This window comes from Bacillus cereus group sp. MG20, assembly GCF_040459885.1.
GTDB lineage: Bacteria > Bacillota > Bacilli > Bacillales > Bacillaceae_G > Bacillus_A > Bacillus_A cereus.
In genome coordinates, this window is record NZ_JARVHF010000001.1 from 2,942,501 (window position 1) to 2,961,595 (window position 19,095).

Below are 19,095 nucleotides of genomic sequence, written 5' to 3' on the forward strand. Positions count from 1 at the left end.
AGTCGAAACTTCGTTCTCTCTTGAATGTATCCTGAGTACGGCGGAACACGTGAAATTCCGTCGGAATCTGGGAGGACCATCTCCCAAGGCTAAATACTCCCTAGTGATCGATAGTGAACCAGTACCGTGAGGGAAAGGTGAAAAGCACCCCGGAAGGGGAGTGAAAGAGATCCTGAAACCGTGTGCCTACAAATAGTCAGAGCCCGTTAATGGGTGATGGCGTGCCTTTTGTAGAATGAACCGGCGAGTTACGATCCCGTGCAAGGTTAAGCTGAAGAGGCGGAGCCGCAGCGAAAGCGAGTCTGAATAGGGCGTTTAGTACGTGGTCGTAGACCCGAAACCAGGTGATCTACCCATGTCCAGGGTGAAGTTCAGGTAACACTGAATGGAGGCCCGAACCCACGCACGTTGAAAAGTGCGGGGATGAGGTGTGGGTAGCGGAGAAATTCCAATCGAACCTGGAGATAGCTGGTTCTCCCCGAAATAGCTTTAGGGCTAGCCTTAAGTGTAAGAGTCTTGGAGGTAGAGCACTGATTGAACTAGGGGTCCTCATCGGATTACCGAATTCAGTCAAACTCCGAATGCCAATGACTTATCCTTAGGAGTCAGACTGCGAGTGATAAGATCCGTAGTCAAGAGGGAAACAGCCCAGATCGCCAGCTAAGGTCCCAAAGTGTGTATTAAGTGGAAAAGGATGTGGAGTTGCTTAGACAACTAGGATGTTGGCTTAGAAGCAGCCACCATTTAAAGAGTGCGTAATAGCTCACTAGTCGAGTGACTCTGCGCCGAAAATGTACCGGGGCTAAATACACCACCGAAGCTGCGAATTGATACCAATGGTATCAGTGGTAGGGGAGCGTTCTAAGTGCAGTGAAGTCAGACCGGAAGGACTGGTGGAGCGCTTAGAAGTGAGAATGCCGGTATGAGTAGCGAAAGACGGGTGAGAATCCCGTCCACCGAATGCCTAAGGTTTCCTGAGGAAGGCTCGTCCGCTCAGGGTTAGTCAGGACCTAAGCCGAGGCCGACAGGCGTAGGCGATGGACAACAGGTTGATATTCCTGTACCACCTCTTTATCGTTTGAGCAATGGAGGGACGCAGAAGGATAGAAGAAGCGTGCGATTGGTTGTGCACGTCCAAGCAGTTAGGCTGATAAGTAGGCAAATCCGCTTATCGTGAAGGCTGAGCTGTGATGGGGAAGCTCCTTATGGAGCGAAGTCTTTGATTCCCCGCTGCCAAGAAAAGCTTCTAGCGAGATAAAAGGTGCCTGTACCGCAAACCGACACAGGTAGGCGAGGAGAGAATCCTAAGGTGTGCGAGAGAACTCTGGTTAAGGAACTCGGCAAAATGACCCCGTAACTTCGGGAGAAGGGGTGCTTTCTTAACGGAAAGCCGCAGTGAATAGGCCCAAGCGACTGTTTAGCAAAAACACAGCTCTCTGCGAAGCCGTAAGGCGAAGTATAGGGGGTGACACCTGCCCGGTGCTGGAAGGTTAAGGAGAGGGGTTAGCGTAAGCGAAGCTCTGAACTGAAGCCCCAGTAAACGGCGGCCGTAACTATAACGGTCCTAAGGTAGCGAAATTCCTTGTCGGGTAAGTTCCGACCCGCACGAAAGGTGTAACGATTTGGGCACTGTCTCAACCAGAGACTCGGTGAAATTATAGTACCTGTGAAGATGCAGGTTACCCGCGACAGGACGGAAAGACCCCGTGGAGCTTTACTGTAGCCTGATATTGAATTTTGGTACAGTTTGTACAGGATAGGCGGGAGCCATTGAAACCGGAGCGCTAGCTTCGGTGGAGGCGCTGGTGGGATACCGCCCTGACTGTATTGAAATTCTAACCTACGGGTCTTATCGACCCGGGAGACAGTGTCAGGTGGGCAGTTTGACTGGGGCGGTCGCCTCCTAAAGTGTAACGGAGGCGCCCAAAGGTTCCCTCAGAATGGTTGGAAATCATTCGTAGAGTGCAAAGGCATAAGGGAGCTTGACTGCGAGACCTACAAGTCGAGCAGGGACGAAAGTCGGGCTTAGTGATCCGGTGGTTCCGCATGGAAGGGCCATCGCTCAACGGATAAAAGCTACCCCGGGGATAACAGGCTTATCTCCCCCAAGAGTCCACATCGACGGGGAGGTTTGGCACCTCGATGTCGGCTCATCGCATCCTGGGGCTGTAGTCGGTCCCAAGGGTTGGGCTGTTCGCCCATTAAAGCGGTACGCGAGCTGGGTTCAGAACGTCGTGAGACAGTTCGGTCCCTATCCGTCGTGGGCGTAGGAAATTTGAGAGGAGCTGTCCTTAGTACGAGAGGACCGGGATGGACGCACCGCTGGTGTACCAGTTGTTCTGCCAAGGGCATAGCTGGGTAGCTATGTGCGGAAGGGATAAGTGCTGAAAGCATCTAAGCATGAAGCCCCCCTCAAGATGAGATTTCCCATAGCGTAAGCTAGTAAGATCCCTGAAAGATGATCAGGTTGATAGGTTCGAGGTGGAAGCATGGTGACATGTGGAGCTGACGAATACTAATAGATCGAGGACTTAACCATATAATATGTAGCAATGTTATCTAGTTTTGAAGGAATATATATTTAAAATTCCTTTTGACATTCTGAAAAGAATGTGTATAATGATAAAAGTCTGGTAATGATGGCAGAGAGGTCACACCCGTTCCCATACCGAACACGGAAGTTAAGCTCTCTAGCGCCGATGGTAGTTGGGACCTTGTCCCTGTGAGAGTAGGACGTTGCCAGGCTTGTATTATTCCGCAGTAGCTCAGCGGTAGAGCTATCGGCTGTTAACCGATCGGTCGTAGGTTCGATTCCTACCTGCGGAGCCATTATGCTTCCATAGCTCAGCTGGTAGAGTACTTCCATGGTAAGGAAGAGGTCACCGGTTCAAGCCCGGTTGGAAGCTTGGAAAAGTTTTTAAATTTTTGGCCCGTTGGTCAAGTGGTTAAGACACCGCCCTTTCACGGCGGTAACACGGGTTCGAATCCCGTACGGGTCACCACTTTTGGAGGATTAGCTCAGCTGGGAGAGCACCTGCCTTACAAGCAGGGGGTCGGCGGTTCGATCCCGTCATCCTCCACCATATATGTTTAAATGTCGGAGGGGTAGCGAAGTGGCTAAACGCGGCGGACTGTAAATCCGCTCCTTCGGGTTCGGCAGTTCGAATCTGCCCCCCTCCACCATTTTCTTAAAAATAACCTGAAAGGGTTTATTTTTTTGAGAAGATAACCATACTAGTAAATATTAATGGGCTATAGCCAAGCGGTAAGGCAACGGACTTTGACTCCGTCATGCGCTGGTTCGAATCCAGCTAGCCCAGCCATTTACGAGCCATTAGCTCAGTTGGTAGAGCATCTGACTTTTAATCAGAGGGTCGAAGGTTCGAATCCTTCATGGCTCACCATTTTCGCGGAAGTAGTTCAGTGGTAGAATACAACCTTGCCAAGGTTGGGGTCGCGGGTTCGAATCCCGTCTTCCGCTTTATTACTAAGGGGCCTTAGCTCAGCTGGGAGAGCGCCTGCCTTGCACGCAGGAGGTCAGCGGTTCGATCCCGCTAGGCTCCATCTAAATAGAAAAAGCTTACATCATATGATGTAAGCTTTTTTGTGTTTAAAAAGACAACTTTTATATTTATCGTTTAAAATGAAGAAAACGTAAAAATAAGGGATGGGGGATAATTGTGAAAGTTGTTATTGCATCTGATTCATATAAAGAAAGCCTAAAAGCTATAGAAGTATGTGAAGCTATTGAAAGAGGTTTTAGAGCAATTTTTCCTAATGCAAAGTATGTGAAAATACCAATTGGAGATGGAGGAGAAGGGACGGTTGAATCGCTTGTTGATGCTACAGGGGGGAGAATTATATCAATTAGTGTGACAGGACCGCTTAGAGAAAGTGTACAAGCTTTTTATGGCGTGTCTAAAGATAAAAAGACAGCGTTTATTGAAATGGCAGCAGCATCAGGATTACAGCACGTTCCAGTTGAAAAGCGAAACCCACTTATTGCAACGACAAAAGGAACAGGAGAACTTATATTACATGCGCTAAATCAAGGGGCGGAGTACATAATTTTAGGACTTGGAGGAAGTGCTACAAATGATGGTGGGGCAGGCATGTTAGCAGCTTTAGGAGTAAGATTTATAAATGACAAGGGTGAAGTAATAGATCCATCTGGAGGTACGTTACATTCGATTGTTGCTATTGATTTTTCACAAATGGACCCACGCTTAAAGGGGGTAAAGATAGAAGCGGCATGTGATGTGGATAATCCATTAGTCGGAATGCAGGGAGCATCTTTCGTATTTGGGAGACAAAAGGGTGCGAATGTAGAGATGATGAAAGAGCTAGATGAGAATTTAAAACATTATGCGAATATCCTTAAAAGATATGTATCTTCTGATGTATCTGAAATACCTGGTGCAGGGGCAGCAGGAGGAATGGGAGCGGCTGTTATTTCAGTGCTAAAGGGAGACTTGCGAAAGGGCATTGAAATTGTATTGGATTATACAAATTTCGATAAACATATAGAAGATGCAGATCTCATTATAACTGGTGAAGGTAGAATAGATGAACAAACTGCATATGGGAAGGCTCCTGTTGGTGTTGCGGGGCGTGCGAAACGTTTCTCTGTGCCTGTAATTGCTATTGGAGGGTCTGTATCATCTGATTATTCAGCCGTGTACGAGAAAGGAATAGATGCGGTATTTAGTATTACAACGAGACCGATGACACTAGAAGAAGCATATAGAGTAGCAGAAGAAAATATCGAAATGACAACGAAGAATATTGCAACAGTATGGAAAATAGCGTCACAAAAACACTTCTAAATGTAGGGGTGTTTTTTTATTATTATTTAATAATAGTGATTGTGATTGTTTCATTAAGTTAACTTTATACATAGAATAGTCTTGAAATTTGATTTTCAACGTGAATATAAGTGAATAATTTGTATATCCATACAGAAAAATGTCGAGTTGAGTCAGACTATATAAAAGATTTAAAATATTTAGTGAAGGCACAGAAGGGGGATACTATCTATGAAAAAAGAAATCTCAGTTATTGGAGTTCCAATGGATTTAGGGCAGATGCGTCGTGGCGTTGATATGGGACCGAGCGCAATCCGTTATGCAGGGGTAATTGAAAGAATTGAAGAAATTGGATATGACGTTAAAGATATGGGAGATATATGTATAGAGAGAGAAAAAGAGATAGATGAAAATACAAAATTAAGAAACCTTACACAAGTTGCAACTGTATGTAATGAATTAGCAAGTAAGGTGGATCATATTATAGAAGAAGGTCGTTTTCCACTTGTATTAGGTGGTGACCATAGTATTGCTATCGGTACATTAGCTGGTGTAGCAAAACATTATAAAAACTTAGGTGTTATTTGGTATGATGCACACGGTGATTTAAATACAGAGGAAACTTCACCATCTGGAAATATTCACGGTATGTCACTTGCAGCAAGTTTAGGTTATGGACATTCTTCACTTGTAGATTTATATGGAGCATATCCAAAGGTGAAAAAAGAGAATGTCGTAATTATCGGTGCGCGTGCATTGGATGAAGGAGAAAAAGATTTCATTCGCAATGAAGGTATTAAAGTGTTCTCAATGCATGAAATTGATCGTATGGGGATGACGGCTGTTATGGAAGAAACAATCGCATATTTATCTCATACTGATGGTGTACACTTATCATTAGATTTAGATGGTCTTGATCCTCATGATGCACCAGGTGTTGGGACGCCTGTAATTGGTGGTCTATCTTATCGTGAAAGCCACTTGGCGATGGAAATGTTAGCAGAAGCGGATATTATCACATCTGCTGAATTTGTTGAGGTAAATACGATTTTAGATGAGAGAAATAGAACGGCAACAACAGCAGTTGCTTTAATGGGTTCTTTATTCGGTGAAAAACTAAAATAAATGTAAGAAAAGCAACTGAGAAGTTGCTTTTTTTATTTGAAAATAGGCGTATAATAATGATTTATATTATACTGTAAGATAAAAATGTTTGACATCTTACCAATTTGAGCTAAAGGGGTTGTTTGTAATTGTCGTTTGTTTCATGTATGGTATAATTAACTAGTTGTTGGAAATACATACAGATAGAGCATAAAACAATATTTCAATATATGGATAGAATTGCTCGTAAGTAGGAGGAAGGGATAGCATGCCTTTTGAAGATACGACCATTTTGAAATATCTTAGTACGGCATTAGATATTGCCATTGTATGGTTTATTATATATAAGCTGATTCTCATAATCCGAGGGACGAAAGCTGTTCAACTTTTAAAAGGGATTACAGTTATCATTGTCGTTAAGATGATTAGTATTTTCCTTGAATTGCATACGTTATCTTGGCTAACTGAACAAGTATTAACATGGGGATTTTTAGCCGTTATTATTATCTTTCAGCCAGAATTGCGAAGAGCACTTGAGCAGCTAGGGCGCGGGAGTTTATTTTCGCGTGTTGGACCGCATGAGGATGATGAACCTGAAATGGTTGCAACAGCGATAGCAAAAGCAACCGAATATATGGGGAAACGTAGAATAGGTGCATTAATTACTTTGTCAAAAGAGACCGGTATGGGTGATTATGTGGAAACGGGTATTCCGCTGAATGCAAACGTATCATCGGAATTACTTATTAATATTTTTATTCCAAATACACCTCTTCATGACGGAGCGGTAATTATGCAAGGAACTACAATTAAAGCAGCAGCATGCTATCTTCCATTATCAGAAAGTCCGTTTATTTCTAAAGAATTAGGAACTAGACATCGTGCTGCAATGGGAGTTAGTGAAGTTACTGATAGTATTACAGTAGTTGTGTCTGAAGAAACTGGTCAAATTTCTTTAACGAAAAATGGTAAGTTGCATCGTGATTTGAAGACAGAACAGCTGAAGGATATGTTATTAGCTGAATTTAGTGGGAACGAAAAAACGACTTCTTCGTCTTTATGGAATTGGAGGAGAAAGCGTCATGGATAAGTTAATGGAGAATCATTGGTTTTTAAAAGGGATCTCATTACTATTGGCGTGTATGCTTTTTATGTCAGCGACGTTAACTGAGAAAAATACGACATCAGGTATATTACCTTTTGCAAATGATACGAAAGAAACATTAACTAATTATGAGATTAATCTTAAGTATGATGAGGAGAAATATATTGTAAGTGGTATTCCAGCAGAGGGCGTTAAGGTGAAGTTAGAAGGCCCAAAAGCATCAGTTGCTACAGCAAAAGCAAAAAAACAATTTGACATACCAATTGATTTGCGAGATAGTCCAAAAGGAACTTATGAGATTTCTTTAAAAACGAACGGGCTTCCAGACGATGTGAAAGGAACAGTTCAGCCATCAACAATTAAAGTTACTCTTCATGAAAAGGCGAGAAAATATGTTCATGTAGATTTGAAATTATCAAATGAGGATCAAATGCCAGCGGGGGCTACTCTCGAAAAATCAAGCATTAAACCGGATACTGTTGAGGTAGTTGGGACGAAAGAAGAAATTGAAAGCATTTCATCTGCCAAAGCGTATGTTGATTTAAAAGGTGTTAATAAAACTGTTACAAAAACGCCCGAAGTTACATTATACAATAAAGAAGGAAAACGTTTAAATGTAAGAACAAGTCCATCTAAAATTAGTGTAACATTGAATGTGGCAACGCAAACTACAGCCAATAATACTGAAAAAACTGTTCCTGTAACGTATACGAAGAAGGGGAGTTTAGCAGAAGGATTGGCAGTTACAAATATCAGTGTCGAGCCGAGAGAAGTAACGATAGCTGGTCCAAAAGATATTTTGGATAATATACAATCGCTAGAGGGGGTCGAAGTAGATCTTAGTCAATTGACAGAGTCTACAACATTCGATGCCTCTGTTTTATTACCCAAGGGTGTAACCAGTGCAAAACCGAATCAAGTGAAGGTTTCGGTGGGAGTGCAAAAAACAAAACAAACGAAAACAAAAACGATTGATGGCATCCCAATCCAAAAAAATGGACTTTCTAAAGATGTTACGGCTCAGCTAATTTCGCCGCAAGATGGAAAGATAAGTGTTGATATTTCAGGAGAAGCAAGTATAGTAGATAAAATAACAGCTGCCCAAATAACAGCGGTAATTAATTTGCAAAATGTATCTTCAGGGACGAAAGATATTTCTATTCAAGTGAGTGGACCTGGTAATATTTCAATAGAGCCAAAACAAAAAAGTGCTAAAGTTACTATTGTAAAGAAAGAAAAACCAGATAAAGAAGTACAGGGTAACGGTCAACAACCGGATTCAAACACCAATCAAGAAAATCAAAATGAGAAGCCAAAAAATCCTGAATCCAATCAAGAAAAAGAAACGGAACAGGAAAATAATCAAAATCAAAATCAAAATCAAGATAAAGATAAAGAAACTAGTCAAGAACCAACGGTAGATAACCATAATCAAAAAGAGCAAGAAAAAGGAGCGAATCATAATGGGTAAATATTTTGGTACAGATGGAGTACGTGGAGTTGCAAATAAGGAGTTAACACCTGAATTAGCTTTCAAAATTGGGCGTTTTGGTGGTTATGTATTAACAAAAGATACAGATCGTCCAAAAGTAATTATCGGTCGTGATACACGTGTATCTGGCCATATGTTAGAAGGAGCTTTAGTAGCAGGTCTATTATCAACTGGAGCAGAAGTAATGCGCCTTGGCGTTATTTCTACACCAGGTGTTGCTTATTTAACAAAAGCACTAGATGCACAAGCAGGCGTTATGATTTCTGCATCTCATAATCCAGTACAAGATAACGGTATTAAATTCTTTGGTTCAGACGGCTTTAAATTAACAGATGAGCAAGAAGCTGAGATTGAAGCTTTATTAGACAAAGAAGTTGATGAACTACCACGTCCGACAGGTACTAATCTTGGACAAGTGAGTGATTACTTTGAAGGTGGACAAAAATATTTACAGTACATTAAACAAACTGTTGAAGAAGATTTCTCTGGCCTACATATCGCTTTAGATTGTGCACATGGTGCAACTTCTTCTCTAGCTCCATACTTATTTGCAGACCTAGAAGCTGATATTTCAACAATGGGAACTTCTCCAAACGGTATGAATATTAACGAGGGTGTAGGATCTACACATCCAGAAGGCTTAGCTGAATTGGTAAAAGAAAAAGGTGCGGATATCGGACTTGCTTTTGATGGCGATGGCGACCGTTTAATTGCTGTAGACGAAAAAGGAAACATCGTTGACGGTGATCAAATTATGTTTATTTGTGCGAAGTACATGAAAGAAACTGGTCAATTAAAACATAATACAGTTGTTTCAACTGTTATGAGTAACTTAGGTTTCTACAAAGCACTTGAAGCAAACAATATTACAAGTGATAAAACAGCAGTTGGTGACCGCTATGTAATGGAAGAGATGAAACGCGGTGGTTACAACTTAGGTGGAGAACAATCAGGCCATATTATCTTACTTGATTACATTACAACTGGTGACGGAATGTTAAGTGCACTTCAACTTGTAAACATCATGAAAATGACGAAAAAACCATTATCTGAGCTTGCAGGAGAAATGACGAAATTCCCACAATTGCTAGTAAACGTTCGTGTAACAGATAAAAAATTAGCATTAGAAAATGAAAAAATTAAAGAAATTATTCGTGTTGTAGAGGAAGAAATGAACGGTGATGGCCGTATTCTTGTTCGTCCATCTGGAACAGAGCCACTTATTCGTGTAATGGCAGAAGCACCAACACAAGAAGTTTGTGATGCATATGTACATCGCATTGTAGAAGTTGTGAAAGCCGAAGTTGGCGCTGAGTAATTAGCTGAATTTATATGAAAAAGGAGCACAAAAAGTGCTCCTTTTTCATATGTTTTATAGACGATGAAAAAAAATTCATTGACGGTTTATCCATGTTTGTTATAAGATGGTCTTGTTCTTTTTCTCAAAGGAAATATTGTAAATTATAAAAGCGCCAGAACTACAAATAGTGTAGTTGACGAGGTGGGGTTTATCGAGATTTCGGCGGATGACTCCCGGTTGTTCATCACAACCGCAAACTTTTACTTAAATCATTAAGGTGACTTAGTGGACAAAGGTGAAAGTGTGATGAGAGAAGAGGAACGGATGAAAACTAGCTGTATAAGTATATACGGACTTAAACCCAATCGAGAGGAAGGTGAAAGCCGTTACAAGCTTACAGGGCTAGCAATATGTAATCCGTTTTTTTAGTATAAATAAAAATGGTATCGGACTATGTCGTTACATGTTCGCAGAGCAGTGTAAGCATTTGTAACGGCGACTAAACATGTGTGGAATCGTAGGATTTATTGGAGAGCAAGATGCAAAGGAAATTTTATTAAAAGGTTTAGAAAAGCTAGAATATCGTGGATATGATTCAGCAGGTATTGCAGTACAAGCAGAGAACGGTGTTGTTGTATACAAAGAAAAAGGCCGTATCGCAAAACTTCGTGAAATCGTAGATGAGAACGTAGCAGCAAGCGTAGGTATCGGACACACACGCTGGGCTACACACGGTGTTCCAAGTAAAGTAAACGCGCATCCGCATCAAAGTACATCAAAACGCTTTACACTAGTTCATAACGGTGTAATTGAAAACTATGAATTAGTGAAAAAGGAATATTTACAAGATGTAACGTTCGTAAGTGAAACAGATACAGAGATTATCGTACAGCTTATGGAACAACAAGTGAGCACAGGATTAAGTGTAGAAGAAGCGTTCCGTAATACGCTATCTCTTTTACATGGCTCTTATGCAATCGGATTACTTGATGCTGAAAATCCAAACATGATTTATGTTGCTAAAAACAAAAGCCCGCTATTAGTAGGTGTTGGTGACAACTTTAATGTTGTGGCGAGCGACGCTATGGCGATGTTACAAGTTACAGATCAATTTATTGAGTTAATGGATAAAGAAATCGTAATCGTAACGAAAGAAAGTATTACAATTAAAAATTTACAAGGTGAAACGATTGAACGTGCACCGTTTACAGCGGAATTAGATGCAAGTGATATTGAAAAAGGAACATACCCTCATTTCATGCTTAAAGAAATCGATGAGCAACCACTTGTAATCCGTAATATAATTCAAAAGTATCAAGATGAAAATGGCGAGATTGAATTAAATCAAGACATTCGCAATGCGATTTTAGATAGCGATCGTATTTACATCATTGCATGTGGAACGAGCTATCATGCAGGTCTTGTTGGAAAACAATTTATCGAGAAGTTTGCAAAAATGCCAGTTGAAGTGCATGTAGCAAGTGAATTCTCTTATAACATGCCATTATTAACAGAAAGACCATTCTTCATTTACATTTCACAAAGTGGTGAAACAGCTGATAGCCGTGCAGTACTTGTACAAACGAATGAAATGGGTCATAAAGCATTAACGATTACAAACGTACCTGGTTCTACGCTTTCTCGTGAAGCTGATTATACACTTCCGTTATACGCTGGACCAGAAATTGCAGTTGCATCAACGAAAGCTTACACAGCACAGCTTGCAGTACTTTCAATTTTAGCTGCGGACATTGCTAAAGCAAAAGGTGAAGTTCTTGATTTCGATTTAACACACGAATTAGGGCTTGTAGCAAATGCAATGATAGAACTTTGTGATCAAAAAGAAGAAATGGATGCATTAGCAAAACAATTTTTAGCAACAACTCGTAACTGTTTCTTCATCGGACGTAGCGTAGACTTCTACGTAGGATTAGAAGGTGCGTTAAAGCTAAAAGAAATTTCTTACATCCAAGCAGAAGGATTTGCTGGAGGAGAATTAAAACACGGTACAATCGCCTTAATCGAAAACGGTACACCAGTTATCGCACTTGCTACACAAGAGCACGTAAACCTTGGAATTCGCGGCAACGTGAAAGAGGTAGTAGCACGCGGAGCTAACCCATGTATCATCTCAATGAAAGGCTTAGAAATGGAAGGAGACAGCTTCGTATTACCAGCTGTACACGAAGCACTAGCACCGCTAGTAGCAGTTATTCCATTACAACTTATCTCATACTACGCAGCACTTCACCGCGAGTGTGACGTTGATAAGCCACGTAACTTAGCTAAGTCTGTTACTGTTGAGTAGGAGATTGGTAGGTTAATAAATATAGTTGTAGCTTTAAAATAAATTTACAAATTTGTACCCCTTTAGATATTTTATCTAAAGGGGTGTTTTTGTGTCGAAAAATAACATCTAGACTTGGTAAGTGGATAGAAGCCTATAGATTAAAGTTTTACTTTATCGAATTCACTTTTATTTATCTGAATCTTCCGTTATTATTTTAGGTATTCATGAACAATTTCTTTTATTACGACAAAAAGAGACGAGAGATTTATGGACATTTCAGGGGGGATATTGATGAAAACGATTAAAAAAACATATCTAAGTATAGAAGAGATTATTTCATTACCAACCTTATCAAGTACAAACATAAGTGATGATGGTAAAAACGTAGCATTTGTAAAGAAGACGGCTGATTGGAAAGACAATACATATAGGAATCATGTATGGATATATGAAAAAGATAAGAAGCAGAGTTACCCATTATCAAATGGGGATATAGATAGTACACACCCATTATGGTCTCCAGATGCTAAGTGTATCGCATATCTTAGTCCAGTTGGTGATGGGAAAAATCAGATATTTGTTAAGTCGCTAGATGGTTATAGCGAGGTTCAAATTACTGATGAGAAGGAAGGAATTAGTACATTCAAATGGGATCCTGCTGGTAAAGGTTTTTATTATGTTGCACAGTCAAAAGAATGTGAGGAAATAAAGAAACGTAAGGAATTATATGGAGATTTCCATCATGTAAGTAAGGAACACCAGAATAATTGTTTATATTACATTGAAATAGAAAAGGTGATACAAAGTGATACAGATGAACACGAGAACAGAGTTGTTTATCGATTAACTGATGGTAAGGATTTTCATATCCATGAATTTGATATTTCAAATGATGGTAAAAAGGTTGTATTTATGGCGACACCAAGCTCAAATATGGCAGATTATATAAATGGAGATCTATACATACTCCATATTAAAGCTGGAGAGCTACAAAAGCTGAATGTGGATAAATTGTTGGGAGGGAGTGTTTGCTTTTCTCCAGAGGGCAGCAAAATTTGTTACTCAGCAAGCATAAGAGAGAGGGATTACTATAGAAACTATATACAAGATAGTACGTTAGGGATATATGATATTCATAATGGAGAGGTAATTCAACCTTTAACAGATTTTGATAGTACGGTTATGCCATTACAGTGGACAGCTAAAGGGATTTTAATTAGATGGCAGAATAAAACAAATTATCTTATTGGGTTGCTGCTAGCTGAAGATGGAACTGTGGAAATATTAAGCGAAAAAGTAGATGGCTTTATAATGGATGCTTCTATAACAAAGGATGGAAAACATATATCCTATAATAAGGCTAGAACAAATGAAACCTTTGAAATCTATTTAGACGATAAAAAAATAACGGATGAAAATAGCTTTTTCAAAGGGAAACTTAAAAGTAACAGAGAAATCATCTCATGGAAAAGTAGCGATGGTCTTGAAATAGAAGGTGTTTTATCAACGCCAGTAGAGTTTGATACTAATAAAAAATATCCTTTATTAGTAGTAATTCACGGCGGTCCGGCTTGGGCGTCTTTTCCGATATTTTCAGACTGCTTCAATGAGAAATATCCGATTGAACAGTTTATTGAAAAAGGCTTTATCGTTTTAGAACCAAATTACAGAGGAAGTTCAGGTTATGGTAATGAATTTTTAAAAGCTAACTATAGAAAACAGGGGATTGCTGACTACGATGATGTTATATCTGGAGTGGATGAACTAGTAGAAAAAGGGATGGTAGACAAGGATAGAGTAGGAGTTATGGGATGGAGCAACGGTGGATATGTATCAGCTTTCTGTTCTACATTTAGTAGTCGATTTAAAGCTATTTCAGTTGGCGGTGGAATCACTAACTGGAGTACCCATTATGTAAATACAGATATACCTTACTTTATTAGAATGTATTTAGGAAATACTCCATGGAATGATCCAGAGATATATACGAAGACATCACCTATGACGTATATTGAATCAGCTTGTACGCCTACCTTAATTCAGCATGGAGAAAAGGATGCAAGAATTCCAATTACAAATGCATATGATCTATATCAAGGATTAATGGATATGGAAGTGGATACAGAATTAATTATATTTAAAGGAATGGCATATAGTCCTAATCAGCCGGGAATGAATGTAGCTATTATGAAGCAGAATTTGATGTGGTTTTCACACTATATTCTTGGAGAAAGTATGGAGGGTTTTAGAACTTTATAATGGATGTTTGTACAAGACATAAGGCTGAAACGGTCTTCATCTTGAGATGATTTATTATAAAATATATACTTAAACTAATATCTGTACACACATCAGGGAGGACTAATATGACAGGAAATAAAAATGACTTACAAGTAGAAAAACGTCAAGAGTTATTGAAAGTATTGCAAGCTCGTTTTGAGAAAAATATGAACCGCCATGAAGGTCTTGAATGGGCTAAGGTTGAAGCTAAGATAGAAGCTAATGCTGAAAAATTATGGTCACTTAACGAAATGGAAGTAACTGGCGGTGAGCCGGATGTTGTCGGTTATGATGAAGAAAAGGACGAATATACTTTCTACGATTGTTCAAAGGAGAGTCCTAAAGGCCGCAGAAGTCTTTGTTATGATCTTGAAGCGTTAGAATCAAGAAAAAAACATAAACCAGAAAATAATGTTATTGATGTTGCAAATGCTATGGGCATTGAACTATTAACGGAAGAACAATATCGGGAATTGCAACAACTTGGGGATTTTGACATGAAATCATCAAGTTGGGTACAAACACCTTCAGATATTCGAGAACTCGGTGGTGCTCTATTTTGCGATTATCGCTTCGGACATGTTTTCGTGTACCACAATGGAGCAGATTCCTATTACGCTGCCAGAGGTTTTCGTGGCTCGTTAAAAGTTTAAATTAGGATAAATAAGAAAAAGAGCCTATACTCAGGCTCTTTTTCTTATTTATATTTTAAAAGTAAACTGTTACTACGCAGTTTTACTTAATTTATATGTTCCGTGGTTATTTTTACGGAAAAGTTTAGGGAAAACATAGCCATCTAATCCAATACGTCCAGCGTTTTGCCCTGCAACTAAAATGAACATAGTTAAAATAAGCAGATTTGGGTTTACACTAACAGTTCCGCTTAATAAAAATGAAAGATTCATTATGATTCCGAAAAATGCAGCTGTTTTTGTTAATCCGCCTAAAATTAAACCTAGACCTACTAAAATTTCTCCCCATTGAACTAAAAAGCTAAATAGGTCTGCGTTTGGAAGAACAAAATGTTGAAGAAAATCTGCCCACCAACTTTGTACTGCAGGGTGGTCACCTGATGCTTGAGCAATAGCGCCCTTTAGAAAACCACTTGCGTCAAAAGATTGTCCGAAGACTTTGCCTATCCCAGCAGCGAGCCATGCATATCCTATGTAAAATCGTAAAAATAATAATATGAAAGCAGCACGTTTATCAGTTCTTAAAAAATTGATAATCATTGAAATCCCTCCAATATTGTATTTACAAGTTTATTATATATCCATTGTGAAAAGATTCACAATGGATATAATGTGAACAAATTTATGATTTTTTATTTGTAAAATTGTACATAAAGCATTTTGAAGTTTATTTTTGGAAGGTGAAGAATAAATGTGGTATGGGAGCTATCTATTTTAGTAGAAAGCTCCCAGAGTAAACAGATTCATGTAGTTTTTTTAGCGTATCTGGGCATTACGTATTATTTCTCTGGCTTTATATAAGGAACAATTTGCGCAGTCACCCCTACAGAAGCACCGCGAATAAAGTTTTGGTTTTCTAATGCCTTAAAGTTTTCGGTTTTTCCTGTTAGCATAACACCTAAAATTTTCACTTGATCGAATGGTTTGTTTTTGTTTGCTTTTAAAAATTTCTGGATATCTTCGTCATGTCCACCGTCATCGTATTGGTTGAGTGAATCAACGAACTCTTTGTACGCTTCTTTAGGGGACTTGTCTGGATTGAATCCGTAAACTGGCATACCGGCAGGTCCTTTACTTTCATCTCCAATGGGTAAGGTCATATATAGCCATACGATATTTAAGTTATCTGGTATTTTTGTTTGAACTTCTTTTAATGTATAGGGTTGATTGAAAGAGATGGCAACTTCGGCAACATAGTTGTTCATTTGTGAAACTTCACCTAATTCATTTTGGACACCATCATGATAATCTTTAATATTCGGGTTATAAAATGTCGCAAATTTATTCTTTGTTTGTTTATCGTACTCATAAAATTCTGCATTGGACCTGGACCAATAAAAACCAGGCGTTAACTCATTGAAGTCAATATGAGTCAGGAACCAACCATAAGAGCTTGTTAATGTGTTCCATGGGACTACATAACCGTTAACATTTTTGGAACGGTTTGATATAATATTGCCGCCAAACATAGATGAATTACTCGTTACTTGAGAATCAATTTGCACATTCGGTTCTGCAATTGCGTTATGTAAAAAGAGATTTTCGTGAAGCTTCGTAGAGCTTTTAGCTGCGAAATAATTACCAATCTTATAAAGTATAGGGATAAGCACGATTACAACGATTATAGAGGTAATGATGATTTTAAGTAACTGTTTCCTTTTAGCTTTTTTTAATGCATCTTTTAAAGAAGTATCCATTAAGGTTTTCCTCCTATTCTTGAGTGAATTGCTTTACGTGCACGATGTAATTTTTGTATGACGCTGTTAACTTGAATATCTAGTATTAGGGCGATTTCTTCATATGAAAAATCATAATAATATTTTAAAAAGAAGGCTTCTTTATATTCCAGTTTTATATCTTTTAATAAATAGAAAATCTCATCTTTATTTAAAACAGCATCCAATTCTCGATCTGTATATTGTAGTTTTGAATAAATTTCTTCAGTTAAATAGATGTTTTGCTGCTCTTTTTTTCTCCTCAAGTCAATGTATTCATTTAATGCGACCCTAAAAAACCATGGCCGTATGTTACTCTCGGTTAGGTCATCTAGCAACGTATATACTTTATAAAAAGTATTTTGGATGATGTCTTCTGCATCTTCTTTTATAGCCCCTTTCGCTAATAATAGTTTGAACACTTCCTCTCCTAAATTGATAAGATAGGAGGTCAATATATTTTCTTTTCCCATCATTTTTCCTCCCTACACTTATACAACGGATAGGTAATGATAAATGTATAAACTTAAATTAAAGTTTTGTTCTTTATACAAATAGAAAAGGCATATAACAATCATATGTTATATGCCTTTTCTAATATATACTTAGTAACTTATTTAGGTAATGTAAATTTAGCTTTTTTACCTTGTGAAATATCTTTAGCTTCTTTATTTCTCATAGGTCCTAACTCAATCTCAAAGCTTTTGTCTTTCCAAATCTTTTCATACTGCTCTTGATCTAAAATATATACTTGTAGTAACTCTCCAGATGTTCCAGTTTTAACTGCAGCATTATAGTCATAATTTAATAGCATACCTTCATTAATCGTATATTGTGTACCATCATTCACTCTTAATGTAGAGCTTATAGGAGATAGTGAAACGTCTTGAACATCTTTGTTATCAAGCTTGAATTTTACTGTTAACAGAACAAGACCGTTTTTAAAATTTGCAAAGCGTGGAGCTTCGACGGAATTTGGTGTGAATTGAGTGAATTGGTATCCGTCTAATGTAACATTAACAGCGCCTAATTCTTGGTTGTTATTAATACTTGATTTCTCTTTTAACATTTTTTTATCGCCCATGTTATTAGCTGTAGCTTTATCTTGGTAGAAAGTATTATCTGTTGCAACTTTTTCAGCACCCTGTTTGTTTAAACTTAATGAAAAGCTTCCAGGATTTCCGATTGGAGCATCAAATTTTCCTTTATTAGCTTGTGCAGTTGGGACTGTGACTGAGACTGTTGAGAGACTTGAAATTTTCGCTAGATCATCTTTTCCGAATGGATAAGCGATATAACCAGAAATAGTTTCTCCTGCTTTTACTAAGTAATCATTCGTTGGAGCAAGTTTAGTTGGGAGCTGATCTTCTTTTGGAATTAAATCTTTATAGTTACTATATGCTTTCTGCGCGCCAGTAAATGACATGTCCAATGCTGGCATATAATAAATATCTTTAGCTGAACTATTTTTTACGCTGTAGTTCACAAGAATAACTCCGCCTTCTGTTTGACGATTAAACGGAATATCGAAGTTTGTATGGAATCCATTTAATTCAACTAATGTGTAACTATTCATTGATACTGAAACATCTTCAGCTTTATAGACTTGTGGTTCTTTATTTTCAAAAAGAACTTTTGTTTTACCACCTGTTTCTTTTTCCATATAGGAAATCAGCTTAGAGTAGTCGCTTGATCCAGTAGCTGTATTTTCAGGCTTTTTATCTTCAGTTTTTTTATCTTCGGATTTTTTTTCAGTAGGTTTACTTTCTTTCGTTGTATCTGTTTTTTCCGTTTTGCTTTCTTTTGTTGCATTCTCTTTTTGTTCTTTATTTGTCGTATCGCTTTGACCACAGCCGGTTATTACAAAAGCTGCTACGATTACTGCAGAAAATAAAGAAAGTAATTTTTTTGACATATTTCTTCCCCCTATTTGTTTAAAACTAAATTCTCACATTAGCCCCACGTTTTATTATAAGAAGGTTAGTCAATATTTACCAGTATTTTTCTGATTATTTCCATTATTTATTATATTATAATATAATAAATTCGATAGAAGTTTGGAATGGAATATTGGTTTTTATTTTTTTATCATTTGAAATAGTACATCATATTGGTATGATAGAAACAGAGATATATGGAAAGGAGACAAGGACTCGATATGTGGATGAACTTGTAATGATTAGAAATTGGATAGATGAATTTTTCTCTCATAAGTGAGGGTTTATTTAGCTATTTGTAAATCATGCAAGGACTGCATAGTTGGCTTGTACATTCCTTTTGTAAGGACAGAGGTCTAGGTGGGGAAATTTATA

12 protein-coding genes, 9 tRNA genes, 2 rRNA genes and 1 pseudogene (1 of these 24 running past the window's edge) are annotated in these 19,095 nt (G+C 38.3%); 20 read left to right on the forward strand and 4 right to left on the reverse strand.

The features are described from left to right. The 20 genes and pseudogenes from QCI81_RS15165 to QCI81_RS15260 form a co-directional block, all read left to right on the forward strand. Positions 1 to 2,539 (forward strand): 23S ribosomal RNA (locus tag QCI81_RS15165); it begins 383 nt to the left of the window's first position. Positions 2,540 to 2,629: 90 nt separating this feature from the next. Further along, a 5S ribosomal RNA gene (gene rrf, locus QCI81_RS15170) occupies positions 2,630 to 2,745 on the forward strand. A gap of 9 nt (positions 2,746 to 2,754) precedes the next feature. Then, positions 2,755 to 2,829, forward strand: a tRNA-Asn gene (locus tag QCI81_RS15175). A gap of 4 nt (positions 2,830 to 2,833) precedes the next feature. Then, a tRNA-Thr gene (locus QCI81_RS15180) sits at positions 2,834 to 2,906 on the forward strand. A gap of 21 nt (positions 2,907 to 2,927) precedes the next feature. Then, a tRNA-Glu gene (locus QCI81_RS15185) sits at positions 2,928 to 3,002 on the forward strand. Between the two features lie 5 nt (positions 3,003 to 3,007). Continuing rightward, a tRNA-Val gene (locus QCI81_RS15190) sits at positions 3,008 to 3,083 on the forward strand. A gap of 16 nt (positions 3,084 to 3,099) precedes the next feature. After that, positions 3,100 to 3,183 (forward strand) — tRNA-Tyr (locus QCI81_RS15195). Positions 3,184 to 3,248: 65 nt separating this feature from the next. Continuing rightward, positions 3,249 to 3,323, forward strand: a tRNA-Gln gene (locus tag QCI81_RS15200). A gap of 5 nt (positions 3,324 to 3,328) precedes the next feature. Further along, positions 3,329 to 3,404, forward strand: a tRNA-Lys gene (locus QCI81_RS15205). A gap of 5 nt (positions 3,405 to 3,409) precedes the next feature. Then, positions 3,410 to 3,481, forward strand: a tRNA-Gly gene (locus QCI81_RS15210). A gap of 10 nt (positions 3,482 to 3,491) precedes the next feature. Continuing rightward, a tRNA-Ala gene (locus QCI81_RS15215) sits at positions 3,492 to 3,564 on the forward strand. A 116-nt stretch (positions 3,565 to 3,680) separates the two neighbouring features. Next, complete coding sequence (locus QCI81_RS15220; RefSeq protein ID WP_353810845.1) at positions 3,681 to 4,826, forward strand: glycerate kinase; 1,146 nt, start codon at positions 3,681 to 3,683, stop codon at positions 4,824 to 4,826. A gap of 210 nt (positions 4,827 to 5,036) precedes the next feature. Further along, positions 5,037 to 5,930, forward strand: coding sequence for an arginase (gene rocF, locus QCI81_RS15225; protein WP_000711563.1), 894 nt, complete (start codon positions 5,037 to 5,039; stop codon positions 5,928 to 5,930). 247 nt (positions 5,931 to 6,177) lie between these two features. After that, positions 6,178 to 6,999: a diadenylate cyclase CdaA gene (gene cdaA / locus QCI81_RS15230; RefSeq protein WP_071731279.1), complete on the forward strand. Its 822-nt coding sequence runs from the start codon at positions 6,178 to 6,180 to the stop codon at positions 6,997 to 6,999. After that, positions 6,992 to 8,485 (forward strand): CdaR family protein, encoded by a 1,494-nt coding sequence (locus QCI81_RS15235; protein ID WP_071731280.1) that lies wholly within the window; start codon positions 6,992 to 6,994, stop codon positions 8,483 to 8,485. The genes cdaA and QCI81_RS15235 overlap by 8 nt, the downstream gene beginning before the upstream one ends. Next, positions 8,478 to 9,824 (forward strand): phosphoglucosamine mutase, encoded by a 1,347-nt coding sequence (gene glmM / locus QCI81_RS15240; RefSeq protein WP_000521476.1) that lies wholly within the window; start codon positions 8,478 to 8,480, stop codon positions 9,822 to 9,824. The genes QCI81_RS15235 and glmM overlap by 8 nt, the downstream gene beginning before the upstream one ends. 288 nt (positions 9,825 to 10,112) lie before the next feature. Beyond that, positions 10,113 to 10,299 (forward strand): annotated as a pseudogene (locus QCI81_RS15245) (hypothetical protein). A gap of 12 nt (positions 10,300 to 10,311) precedes the next feature. Beyond that, on the forward strand, positions 10,312 to 12,114 hold the full coding sequence (gene glmS, locus QCI81_RS15250; RefSeq protein WP_000334155.1) for a glutamine--fructose-6-phosphate transaminase (isomerizing): 1,803 nt from the start codon (positions 10,312 to 10,314) through the stop codon (positions 12,112 to 12,114). Between the two features lie 273 nt (positions 12,115 to 12,387). Next, positions 12,388 to 14,355 (forward strand): S9 family peptidase, encoded by a 1,968-nt coding sequence (locus QCI81_RS15255; RefSeq protein ID WP_071731281.1) that lies wholly within the window; start codon positions 12,388 to 12,390, stop codon positions 14,353 to 14,355. 107 nt (positions 14,356 to 14,462) lie between these two features. Continuing rightward, a complete protein-coding gene (locus tag QCI81_RS15260; RefSeq protein ID WP_065481481.1) occupies positions 14,463 to 15,029 on the forward strand; it encodes a DUF4256 domain-containing protein in 567 nt (188 codons plus the stop codon). Between the two features lie 72 nt (positions 15,030 to 15,101). Here QCI81_RS15260 and QCI81_RS15265 read toward each other — a convergent pair whose 3' ends face one another. The 4 genes from QCI81_RS15265 to QCI81_RS15280 all read right to left on the reverse strand — a co-directional run bounded on the left by QCI81_RS15265 (position 15,102) and on the right by QCI81_RS15280 (position 18,698). Further along, a complete protein-coding gene (locus QCI81_RS15265; protein WP_023520830.1) occupies positions 15,102 to 15,608 on the reverse strand; it encodes a DoxX family membrane protein in 507 nt (168 codons plus the stop codon). A 239-nt stretch (positions 15,609 to 15,847) separates the two neighbouring features. Beyond that, positions 15,848 to 16,765 (reverse strand): sigma factor regulator N-terminal domain-containing protein, encoded by a 918-nt coding sequence (locus tag QCI81_RS15270; RefSeq protein WP_071731282.1) that lies wholly within the window; start codon positions 16,763 to 16,765, stop codon positions 15,848 to 15,850. Then, a complete protein-coding gene (locus QCI81_RS15275; protein WP_353810846.1) occupies positions 16,765 to 17,256 on the reverse strand; it encodes an RNA polymerase sigma factor in 492 nt (163 codons plus the stop codon). The genes QCI81_RS15270 and QCI81_RS15275 overlap by 1 nt, the downstream gene beginning before the upstream one ends. Positions 17,257 to 17,396: 140 nt before the next feature. Beyond that, the gene (locus QCI81_RS15280; RefSeq protein ID WP_071731284.1) at positions 17,397 to 18,698 is read right to left on the reverse strand and encodes a DUF5068 domain-containing protein; all 1,302 of its coding nucleotides are present in this window, start codon (positions 18,696 to 18,698) and stop codon (positions 17,397 to 17,399) included. Positions 18,699 to 19,095: the final 397 nt, after the last annotated feature.